Source organism: Saccharicrinis sp. GN24d3 (assembly GCF_052400645.1).
In the GTDB taxonomy this organism is placed as follows: Bacteria; Bacteroidota; Bacteroidia; order Bacteroidales; family Marinilabiliaceae; genus Saccharicrinis.
The window spans coordinates 89,601-101,742 of the sequence record NZ_JBQTGI010000008.1; the positions used below are offsets into that span (position 1 = coordinate 89,601).

Annotated in this window: 4 protein-coding genes; all 4 read left to right on the plus strand. The window is 43.4% G+C overall.

Features of this window, described 5'->3' with window-relative positions:
* The first annotated feature begins 5 nt into the window (after positions 1-5).
* Positions 6-1,562, plus strand: a complete 1,557-nt coding sequence (locus ACT29I_RS11170; protein WP_430936040.1) for a lipopolysaccharide biosynthesis protein — start codon at positions 6-8, stop codon at positions 1,560-1,562.
* 104 nt (positions 1,563-1,666) lie between these two features.
* On the plus strand, positions 1,667-2,785 hold the full coding sequence (locus tag ACT29I_RS11175; RefSeq protein ID WP_444793453.1) for a glycosyltransferase family 4 protein: 1,119 nt from the start codon (positions 1,667-1,669) through the stop codon (positions 2,783-2,785).
* Positions 2,786-3,267: 482 nt separating this feature from the next.
* The gene (locus ACT29I_RS11180) at positions 3,268-11,193 is read left to right on the plus strand and encodes a T9SS type B sorting domain-containing protein (protein WP_444793454.1); all 7,926 of its coding nucleotides are present in this window, start codon (positions 3,268-3,270) and stop codon (positions 11,191-11,193) included.
* 18 nt (positions 11,194-11,211) lie between these two features.
* A complete protein-coding gene (locus ACT29I_RS11185) occupies positions 11,212-12,141 on the plus strand; it encodes a PorP/SprF family type IX secretion system membrane protein (RefSeq protein WP_444793455.1) in 930 nt (309 codons plus the stop codon).
* Position 12,142: the final 1 nt, after the last annotated feature.

Sequence of the window (12,142 nt, forward strand, 5' to 3'; positions counted from 1 at the left end):
GATTTATGGCAGAATCGCACAAAAAGCAATTGGTTGAAAATACAATGTGGGTTTATGCGAGTAAAGTTATTACCCAAATATTAGGTCTCATCGCTACGGTTTTAGTCATTAGAAAGTTACCGGTTGATACTTATGGAACTTTTACATTTTTATTTGGGTTGTTTTTTGTGTATCAGTTGTTTATTACAAGTCCCATAAAAAATGCTTTGCTCCGTTATGTTCCGGAATTTAGTGAAAATGGTAACGTGATTGTTGTTCGCAAAATGTTGGGATTCGCATTAATACTGTCCATGGTATTAATTACTGTATTTTCATTTGCTCTCCTATCTTTTAAAGACGTATTTGCCAGGTTTTTTAATATAACCGGCTTTGAAACGCATATAAATGCTTTTTTTGTTTTTGCATTTTGTTATGCCCTCAAGATTCTTTCCGAAACGATTATTGCTTCTTTTTTAAAACATCCACTCAGTGCTAAAGCCGGTATATTGGTTGTTGCTTTCAGATCCACAGCCTATCTTGTTTTACTGAATGAAATTTCGGTTAATTTGCTTTTGTATATCGAGGCCTTTGTTTCAATAGTCTTTGTGTGTTATGTAATCCGCGAAATATTTAAACAAATCCTTTTAAGAGACAATAACGAGTCTAATGGAAACTTTAAGGAGATCAAAGGGAGGGTATTGCGATTTTATTTGTTGTCATTTTTTTCGGAATTGGGTTATGGTATTATCGGGAAAACCAGCGATCATTATATCATAGCTGCCATGTCGTCTCCATTTTATATAGGACTATACGGGTTTGCACTTAAAATATTCGAGATGTTCTATAAGATTCTTCCTTTCAGGGAGTTTGAGTCAATTTTAAAGCCTGTATTCTTTAAACGGTTTTCTAAGTCAGGAAGTGATCTTGAAATCAACGAATTTTACATGTTCTCAATTAAGATATTGGTGCCTTTGTTTATGTTACCGGCGCTGTACTTTTTGTTGTTTGGTAAAGGTGTTATCATAAACGTGTTCGAAGAGAAATACTTGCCGGCCTATTGGGTTTCTTGTATTACTTTAGTTGGAATTTTACTGAACGGTTATTTTTATCCGCTTAATCTGGTCATTCAACTAAAAGAACGGTTGGAGATTAATTTATATTCAAGAGTCATAGCGGTGTTCAGCATTGTAGCGGGTATTTACCTGATGAAAATATACGGAATCATTGGTGTAGCGGTTGCAACTGTTGTTGGAGAGTTCCTAAAGAATATTTTTATGCTGTTTATGCTCCGAAGGTATGTGCCAATACGCTATACAAGAGGCGTTTTTAGCAAGTATGGGTTGATTGCGTTGTTAATGGTGGTCTTTTTAATACCCTTTTCTTCTTTTTGGGAAAGTGCACATGGGTGGTTGATGGGAAGTGTCGTGTTTTTTCTGTTATACGTATTTCTGGTTCTTAATGTGAATCCGTTAAGCGATAGGGACATAAGGAAATTAAAAGAATTGTTGGCCAGTTCTACCATTTTGGAAAAGGTTTACGTGAAATTAATGCCATTTATTAATTTTATGAGGTTAAGAGGATAGATCACTGTGACTCATTGTATCTTCTGCTTAAGCGGAGTAAGTTGTGCATGTAGTCGTTTGACCCTTATCGTCTATCTTTAAGTCTCATATCTAACTTAAAACTGATGAAACAGAGTCTTCATAAAAAACCTACGATCGTAGTTATTGGATTAAAGGGATTACCAGGTTTCGGAGGAGCCGCTACGGTTGGGGAAAATATTATTAACCGGTTAAAAGGAGAATTCAGATTCACGGTGCTATCGGTTGAAACACATGCGGATAAGGGTTTTGAGTTAGGCGATGTTCGCCAAATCATATTTAAGAAATTTCCCATATCTAAGTTAAATATTTTTGTATACTATATAAGATGTGCCCTGTATGTGCTTTTCTGCAAAAAGCATGATTTGGTGCACCTGCACCATACCGATGGGGCCTTTATTCTACCATTGTTGAAGTTGCGCAATAGAGTTGTTTTAACATCTCATGCACGTCCACAAGAGCATGTCAAGTGGTCCAATTGGGTTAATTGTTTTTTTAAGATAAATGAAAAAATAGCGATTAGGTTGGCGGATACGTTTACTGCCGTATCCGAGCCCTTGCAGAGGACATATAAAAAGCATTATAATAGAGAAATAATGTATATTCCTAATGGTGTGGATCTGGAAGCGGCTAAACTGGAAGTGCATTCAAATAATGGTGAACCTTATTTATTGTTTGCCGCCGGAAGGATTATACAATCAAAAGGCTTACATATCTTGCTACAAGCATTAAGAGCCATAAACTTTACAAATAAGATTAAAATTGCGGGAAACCTGGATCAAGTCGCTGAGTATAAAAAACAAATATTAGAGCTTTCATCAGGACTAAATGTTGAGTTTTTAGGCATGATTAAGGAGAAGAGTACGCTGCTTAAACTGGTAGCAAATGCAGAAGTTTTTGTATACCCAACTCTGTATGAAGCCATGTCTATTATGCTTCTTGAAGCCGCATCGGTAAAGGTGCCGGTTATTTGCAGTGATATTCCCGCGAACACGGCTATTTTTTCGAATGATGAACTTACTTTATTCGAATCAGAAAATGTGGAAGATTTAAAGAAGAAGATTAAATACTTTTATGAACATAAGGATGAAGCATCACTTAAAACACATAAAGCTTTTAAAAAGTTAGAGAAGTCCCACAGCTGGCTAGGTATAGCTATGCAATATAAAGTAGTTTTCGAGGTTTTGATGAAAGAAAGATCTTAATATTAAGTTATTTAATATTCATATAAAACCAGATGATTTTTCTTAATAAAAACACCTTTTGTGTAATAAAATCATGCTTTGAATAAAGATTTAGGTCGTTTATCAAATTCGAAGATCAACACACCTTTTTTTAGTTAAGTTTGTTAAAGTTCAAGTGCGGGTACACATTTGTGTTTATTGTTAGTTGGATACCTTTTGGAATATTTTTCTCGCTATAATGAAAAGCCATTGTCCGCATACTGACTAACCAGAAAGTATTACTTTGTTAGGCACTGTAAAGTGGGACTGACGGGTCGGAGACATGCCAGGAATGAACAATAAAGAGGTTCAAATTGCTTTCTATAAAACCCTAAGGTAGTGTTTCTATCTTTGGGTAAATTCCATATCTGATTCGTACAAAAAAATATCCTGCACCCATTCGTTACATTCAAATTATGAATTCTGATTTTCAATTGAAGCTAATAAATAAAATATTTGGCAGAATGAATAAATCAAACCTGCTGTTAGTATGTATGTTTGTTTTATCAGTTAATGCAATTGGACAAACAGCAGACTTTAATGCTAACAATACAACTGTTTGCACAGTTAATTCTGTAGTTTTTACCAATGCTTCAACTGGAGGAGTTGGAATTGTAACTTACACCTGGGATTTTGGAGCGGGAGCTACTCCTTCAAATTTAATAGGTGAAGGACCTCACGAGGTCACCTACACTGGCTCTGGACCAAGCACAGTTACTTTAACCATGCGTGATACCGATGGGGAATACGTAGAGACTAAAACCAATTACATAACAAGAGTAGCGGCGCCCACTATAAATTTAGCTACAGGATCAAGTAGTCAAAACGTTTGCCCCGGAACGGCTATTACGGCTATTACCTATAACATTGCCAACGCCACAGGGGCCACGGTAACCGGTGTCGCCGGACTGAGCGGTTCCTACAACAGCGGGGTATTCACGGTAACGGGAACACCAACCGAATCCGGAACGTACACGGTAACCACGAGTGGCGGCTGCACCGATGTATCGGCCACCGGGACGGTGACACTGAGTCCCCAGCCGACGGTGACGCTGACCTCCGGGTCGGGCACCAATTCACAAAGCGTTTGCCCCGGAACGGCAATTACGGATATTACCTATAACATTGCCAACGCCACAGGGGCCACGGTAACCGGTGTCGCGGGACTGAGCGGTTCCTACAACAGCGGGGTATTCACGGTAACGGGAACACCAACCGAATCCGGAACATACACGGTAACCACGAGCGGCGGCTGCACCGACGTATCGGCTACCGGGACGGTGACCCTGAGTCCCCAGCCGACGGTGACGCTGACCTCTGCCACAGGCACCAATTCACAAAGCGTGTGCCCCGGAACGGCAATTACGGCTATTACTTATAATATAACCAATGCCACGGGTGCCACGGTAACCGGTGTCGCGGGACTGAGCGGTTCCTACAACAGCGGGGTATTCACGGTAACGGGAACACCAACCGAATCCGGAACGTACACGGTAACCACTGCTGGCGGCTGCACCGACGTATCGGCTACCGGGACGGTGACCCTGAGTCCCCAGCCGACGGTGACGCTGACCTCTGCCACAGGCACCAATTCACAAAGCGTGTGCCCCGGAACGGCAATTACGGCTATTACTTATAATATAACCAATGCCACGGGTGCCACGGTAACCGGTGTCGCGGGACTGAGCGGTTCCTACAACAGCGGGGTATTCACGGTAACGGGAACACCAACCGAATCCGGAACGTACACGGTAACCACGAGTGGTGGTTGCACCGACGTATCGGCTACCGGGACGGTGACCCTAAGTCCCCAGCCGACGGTGACGTTGACGTCCGCCTCGGGCACCAATTCACAAAGCGTGTGCCCCGGAACGGCAATTACGGCTATTACCTATAACATTGCCAACGCCACGGGTGCCACGGTAACCGGTGTCGCTGGACTGAGCGGTTCCTACAACAGCGGGGTATTCACGGTAACGGGAACACCAACCGAATCCGGAACGTACACGGTAACCACGAGTGGTGGCTGCACCGACGTATCGGCTACCGGGACGGTGACACTGAGTCCCCAGCCGACGGTGACGCTGACCTCCGTGTCGGGCACCAATTCACAAAGCGTTTGCCCCGGAACGGCAATTACGGATATTACCTATAATATAACCAATGCCACGGGTGCCACGGTAACCGGTGTCGCGGGACTGAGCGGTTCCTACAACAGCGGGGTATTCACGGTAACGGGAACACCAATCGAATCCGGAACGTACACGGTAACCACTGCTGGCGGCTGCACCGACGTATCAGCTACCGGGACGGTGACCCTGAGTCCCCAGCCGACGGTGACGCTGACCTCTGCCACAGGCACCAATTCACAAAGCGTGTGCCCCGGAACGGCAATTACGGCTATTACTTATAATATAACCAATGCCACGGGTGCCACGGTAACCGGTGTCGCGGGACTGAGCGGTTCCTACAACAGCGGGGTATTCACGGTAACGGGAACACCAACCGAATCCGGAACATACACGGTAACCACTGCTGGCGGCTGCACCGACGTATCGGCTACCGGGACGGTGACCCTAAGTCCCCAGCCGACTGTGACGTTGACCTCCGCGTCGGGCACCAATTCACAAAGCGTGTGCCCCGGAACGGCAATTACGGCTATTACCTATAACATTGCCAATGCCACGGGTGCCACGGTAACCGGTGTCGCTGGACTGAGCGGTTCCTACAACAGTGGGGTATTTACGGTAACGGGAACACCAACCGAATCCGGAACGTACACGGTAACCACTAGCGGCGGCTGCACCGACGTATCGGCTACCGGGACGGTGACCCTGAGTCCCCAGCCGACGGTGACGTTGACGTCCGTGTCGGGCACCAATTCACAAAGCGTTTGCCCCGGAACGGCAATTACGGCTATTACCTATAACATTGCCAATGCCACGGGTGCCGCGGTAACCGGTGTCGCCGGACTGAGCGGTTCCTACAACAGTGGGGTATTCACGGTAACGGGAACACCAACCGAATCCGGAACATACACGGTAACCACTGTTGGCGGCTGCACCAACGTATCAGCTACCGGGACGGTGACCTTGAGGTCCCAGCCGACGGTGACGTTGACCTCTGCCACGGGCACCAATTCACAAAGCGTGTGCCCCGGTACGGCCATAGGGCCCATAACCTATAACATAGCGAACGCCACGGGGGCCATAGTAACCGGTGTTCCAGGACTAAGCGGAACATATAGCAACGGTGCCTACACGATAACGGGGACACCTACAGCGTCGGGCACCTATACGGTAACCACTAGCGGCGGCTGCACCGACGTATCGGCTACCGGTACGGTGACCTTGAGGCCCCAGCCGACGGTGACGCTTGCTTCTGCCTCAGGCACCAATTCACAAAGCGTGTGCCCCGGAACGACTGTAACACCCATTAGATATAACATCTCCGGAGCTTTGGGTGCCACGGTAACCGGTGTCGCGGGACTGAGCGGTTCCTACAACAGCGGGGTATTCACGGTAACGGGAACACCAACCGAATCCGGAACGTACACGGTAACCACTAGCGGCGGCTGCACCGACCTATCAGCTACCGGGACGGTGACCCTGAGGTCCCAGCCGACAGTTACGCTGACCTCCGCCTCGGGCAGCAATTCTCAAAGCATGTGCCCCGGAACGGCTATTTCGGCTATTACCTATAACATTGCTAATGCTACGGGCGGCGTGGTAACCGGTGTTGCCGGACTGAACGGTTCCTACAACAGTGGGGTATTCGCGGTAACGGGAACACCAACCGAATCCGGAACATACACGGTAACCACTAGCGGCGGCTGTAACAACGTAACAGCAACGGGAACAATTACTGTATTGCCTGCACCTTCAATAACGCTTACGTCAATTAACAATCAAAACCAATCCGTTTGTCGAAATGTTGCTATTAGTAATATTACTTTTGCAGTTGGAGGAAGTGCAACAGGTGCATCTGTAACAGGACTTCCTACCGGTGTTACAGGTACATTTAATGCGGGAGTTCTTACTATCAGTGGTACACCAAATGTTTCCGGAACCTATAATTATACGGTTGATACTTCAGGGGATTGCGATGTGTTAACAACGAACGGAACTATCATAGTTCGATCGGATCCAACGATAGGTCTTACATCAACCAATAACAATATACAAACAGTATGTCGCAACAATCCGATCAGTAATATTACTTATGCAATAGGAGGAAGTGCTACCAGTGGCACTGTGGTAGGGTTGCCAGAAGGATTAACTTTTGGTTTTAATGAAGGTATATTAACAATTAGTGGCTCTCCAACCGCTGCTGGAACATTTAATTATACAGCAAGTGCAACAGGAACTTGTGTTGCAGCTGTAGCGGATGGGACTATTACAGTTCGGCCTGACGCAACGATAAGCTTAACATCAGGAAATAACAATAATCAAACTCTTTGTATAAATGGAGCTATTGAACCCATTGCCTATGTAATTGGAGGTAGTGCAACAAATGGAAGTGTTATTGGATTGCCTGAGGGAATTTCATATGAATATAATGATGATACAGATTTATTAACCATTAGCGGAACCCCAACGGTTTCAGGGGTGTTCAATTATACAGCCAGCGCAACAGATTCTGATCCATGTCCCTTTGCAAGCATAAATGGTACCTTAACAGTAACAGCTGATGCAACATTAACACTGACAACTGATAACAGTAACCAAGGAGTTTGTATAAACGAAGCGATAAGCCCAATTAGAATAACTGTTGGAGGCAGCGGTACTGGAGGTACTGTTTCAGGACTGCCATCAGGAGTAAACTGGACATACAATAGTGGCGTAATAACCATAAGCGGTACGCCATCGGTGTCCGGAAACTTTAACTTTACAGTAAGAGCCAGCGGATCCTGTATTCAAGAAACAGAAATTGGAACAATAAGGGTTACTTCCGACCCAGCGATTACCTTGTCTTCCTCCAGTCGCAATCAGACAGTTTGTTTAAATAGTCCATTGACACCGATAACATTTAATGTGGGAGGAAGTGGAAGTGGAGGTACCGTAACAGGGCTTCCCGCTGGTTTAACAGGGGAATATCGCAATAGTATATTAACAATTGAGGGAACACCTACAGAAACGGGTACTTTTAATTATGTAGCTATGGCGACCAGTTCATGTGGTAACGTGCAAACTGCCGGAATAATCAGTGTGCGACCCAATGCCACTATTGATTTGACGTCAAATAACAGTATGCAAACCGTTTGTGTAAATAATTCAATTGACGCCATAAGGTATTCCATCAGTGGAAATGTTACAGGTGGATCGGTAAACGGATTACCAACCGGGGTAAGCGGAACTTACAATAATAATGTGATAACCATTAATGGAACACCTTCACAATCGGGGGTTTTTGAATATACGGTGGTTACAGTCGGTATCTGTTCTGAGGTGGTGGCAACGGGTACAATAACAGTAAACGCTAACGCTATAGTTACCTTGACATCTTCTAACAATGATCAAACGGTTTGCATAAACACACCTGTTGAGAATATAGTGTTTCAGTTGGATGGTAGTACTGAAAATGCAACTGTTTCCGGGCTTCCTGATGGTGTATATGGAACTATCGTTGAACCCAATTTGGTCATTAGTGGATCACCAACTGTTTCAGGTATATTCAACTATACAGTTAATCCTGTAGGTTCTTGTATTGCACAATCAGCATCAGGAACTCTAATCGTTAACCCGGATGCGACTATCTCTTTAACGACCTCCAATGATAATCAAACCGTGTGTATAGGCTCCGGAATAGCGGATATTGTATATACGATAGATGGATCTGTTACAAACGCTACCGTAATTGGTCTTCCTACCGGGGTTAACGGTGTATTTGAAAATGGTAATTTGACTATTAGTGGAATTCCAATAAGTGCCGGTACTTTTGACTTTACAGCAACAGCCTCCGGTCCTTGTGCCAATAGTATTGCAACAGGAACTATAACAGTAAACACATTACCAACTGCTCAAATAAGCGGTACAGCTACCGTTTGCTATTCGGACAATAATCCTACGGTTGTGTTTACAGGAGCACTGGGTACTGCCCCATATACTTTTACCTACACCATAAATAGTGGAGCTGAACAGACGATTACATCTTCAAACGGTAATACAGCATCAATATCTGTTTCTACTGATCAGGAAGGTGTTTATACCTATTCTTTGTTAAGGGTTGAGGATTCTAGTCCATCGAGTTGTGGGCAATCGCAAAGCGGTAGCGCAACGGTTGTTGTTAATTCTTTACCAACCGCAACCATTATTGGAACTACTCAGGTTTGTGAAGGAAGTGAATCACCGGAAGTAATTTTTAGAGGCGATAATGGTACAGCGCCATATACATTCTTCTACAGCATTAACGGAGGGGAAACGCTGAGTGTTAGCACCACGTCGGGTGAAGAGACCAGCGTAGATGTTCCAACCGATGTGGTAGGTGAGTTGGTTTATGAATTACTAAGTGTTAGAGATGCCAGTGCATCACAGTGTGAAAGAAGCCAAACCGGAACTGCAACAATAACAATCAATTCATTACCTCAAGCCGAGATTTCAGGAACAACAACTGTTTGTTTGAACGAAGCACCTCCCGAAATAATGTTTACAGGTTCTGAAGGTACTGCCCCATATACCTTTAATTATTCCATTAATGGAGGAGATGTTAGTTCTGTAACAACTGTTCAAGGTAATAGCGTTTCTGTTTTGGCACCTACAGCTGGCTTAGGCGTATTTGAATATAACCTGATAAGTGTACAGGATAACGGAGGTAGCATTAGTTGCGAGAATAATGTAGTTGGTACTGCATCAGTAACAGTCCAAGATCTGCCATTGGCTTCAATTACTGGTACTGCTTCAGTATGTAGAGGAGATACCCCACCGAAAATCACCCTAACCGCATCAAATGGAGTAGCTCCATACACATTCACGTATACGATAAACGGAGGTAGCGTTCAAGTTATAACTACCCAGGAAGGAAATAGTGTTGCTATAGATGTACCAACGGATAATGCCGGAGATTATTTATACGAACTGGTAAGTGTGAGTGAAGCTGGAAATAACTCCTGTTTTAACCAGCAAGAAGGAAGTGCTCTCGTTTCGGTTTTTGAAATTCCGCAAGCAAATGCCGGATTGGGTGGCAATAACTGCGGGCTGCGTTATATCCTAAATGCAACACCAAGTTATGGTTCCGGAGCATGGACTATGTCATCCGGACCTGGTAATGCAGTTTTTACACCGGATGCTAATTCTCCAGATGCACAAGTCAGCGTCGATGAATTTGGCATGTATGAATTTACCTGGACCGAGGAAAATGGGCCTTGCTCGGATATGGCTTCGATTGAAGTCAATTTCCTTGAAGGTACATCTGCTTTTGCAGGTGATGATTTTTCTGTTTGCGGGTTCGAAGCCAATTTAAATGCGGATAGTGACGCAGGTGCAGGTACCTGGAGATTGCTAGACGGTCCAGCGGAAGTAGTTTTCAGCCCCAATGCACAAGATCCTAATGCTGAAGTAAATGCAAGAGAAACAGGGTCTTACCAATTTGAATGGACCATTGTTAACCATGTTTGTGAATCGCACGATATTGTAGAGGTTGTGTTTAATCCAGTTCCCCATGTGAATGCAGGGCTCGATACGATGATTTGCCTGGGGGATGAAGTTCAGCTGCAAGCGACAGGGGATGGTACATTTACTTGGGAACCCGAATTTTCGCTCGACAATGCAAATATTAGCAATCCTGTGGCCATGCCGTTGGAAACAACAACTTACCATGTAATTCTTACGAACGAATATGGATGTACGAATCAAGATGACGTAATAGTTCACCCCTTGAGGCAGCCTATCGCATATGCGGGAGGTAATTTGACCTTAGATTATATGTTTACATTTGAAACGCAAGCCGAACCCCTTGGGGAATTGGAAAAAGGTAAATGGGAAGTAGTATCTGGTAATGGTATATTTAGTGATGATACCAACCCGGTAAACACCATTTCAAACTTGCAAATCGGAGATAACATATTTAAATGGATTGTGTCAAACGGGGTCTGTCCTTCATCTGAATATTATTTAACAATAACAGTAAATGATCTAGTGATACCTACCTTAATAACGCCAAACTTTGACGGTAAAAATGAAAAGTTTATCTTGGAGGGAATTCAAAGTCTGGGAAAAACAGAGTTGCTAATTTTTGATAGGAGAGGACTATTGGTTTACAAAAACTCTAATTACGATAATAGCTGGGCTGGTGTTGACCAAAACGGAAACCCATTGCCCGATGATACCTATTATTTTTCAATTAAGCCTGAAAATAGACGGGTTGTTAGTGGTTATATAGTTATTAGAAGGTAGCATAGACATATGGATAATATGAGAAAAATATGGGTCGTACTCTTAATTGTTGTTTTAGCCGGAAGATTATGTAAAGGGCAGGATTACACGTTAAATACGCAGTATATTCTTAACCCTATGTCAATAAATCCCGCTTATGCAGGAGGAAATAACGCCTTGAATTTATCGTTGTATTACGGTAAAAAGTGGATAGGGGTAGAAGGTTCTCCACAATCTACCGCATTTAGCGTTGATGCTCCATTTCTGCACCAAAAATTGGGTCTGGGGTTAATGTTGGTTAGCGACGATTATGGTGTTACAAACGAAAAACATTTGAGAACCAATTATGCATTTAGGATATTAATACCCAATGGTGTTTTAGCCTTTGGTTTAGGAGTAGATGTTAAGATGACCAAAACATCGTTTCAAGATTTGATAGCTTTGGATCAAGATGATGATATTTTTTTACTGGACTCCAAAAATTATATCGTACCTAATTTTAGTTTTGGTATTCATTACACAATTAAAAATTATTTTATTGGGTTATCCATTCCGCAAATGCTAAGCTATACATTTGACATGGCCAAAGATGAGTATTTAGCCGAGAATGATTTCAGCAAATATTCTTATTTGTTGAATACGGGATATAAAATAGGTTTGAATAAAAGGATTAAGCTGTACCCTTCTTTGCTTTTACAATATACATCGATGGAGTCTCCAGAAAAATTTCAGTATGATTTTAATACGCTGGTTAGTTACGATGATCGTTTTTGGCTGGGTGGTTCGTTCAGAAACGAGCGTTCCGCTACCGCTATTTTGCAGGTAAGTGCAACTAGTCAATTTTCAGTAGGATATGGATTTAATTTTGAAATAAGTAAACTTAACAGACACAGTAACGGATCGCATGAGATAATGCTTAGATATCTGTTTAAATATAAAGTTGATGCCCCTACTCCTTTAATTTTTTAGC

Excerpts from the sequence above, each read along its gene's own strand:
- ACT29I_RS11170 (WP_430936040.1), top strand. The coding sequence starts at position 6 with ATGGCAGAATCGCACAAAAAGCAATTGGTTGAAAATACAATGTGGGTT.
- ACT29I_RS11175 (WP_444793453.1), top strand. The coding sequence starts at position 1,667 with ATGAAACAGAGTCTTCATAAAAAACCTACGATCGTAGTTATTGGATTA.
- ACT29I_RS11180 (WP_444793454.1), top strand. The coding sequence starts at position 3,268 with ATGAATAAATCAAACCTGCTGTTAGTATGTATGTTTGTTTTATCAGTT.
- ACT29I_RS11185 (WP_444793455.1), top strand. The coding sequence starts at position 11,212 with ATGAGAAAAATATGGGTCGTACTCTTAATTGTTGTTTTAGCCGGAAGA.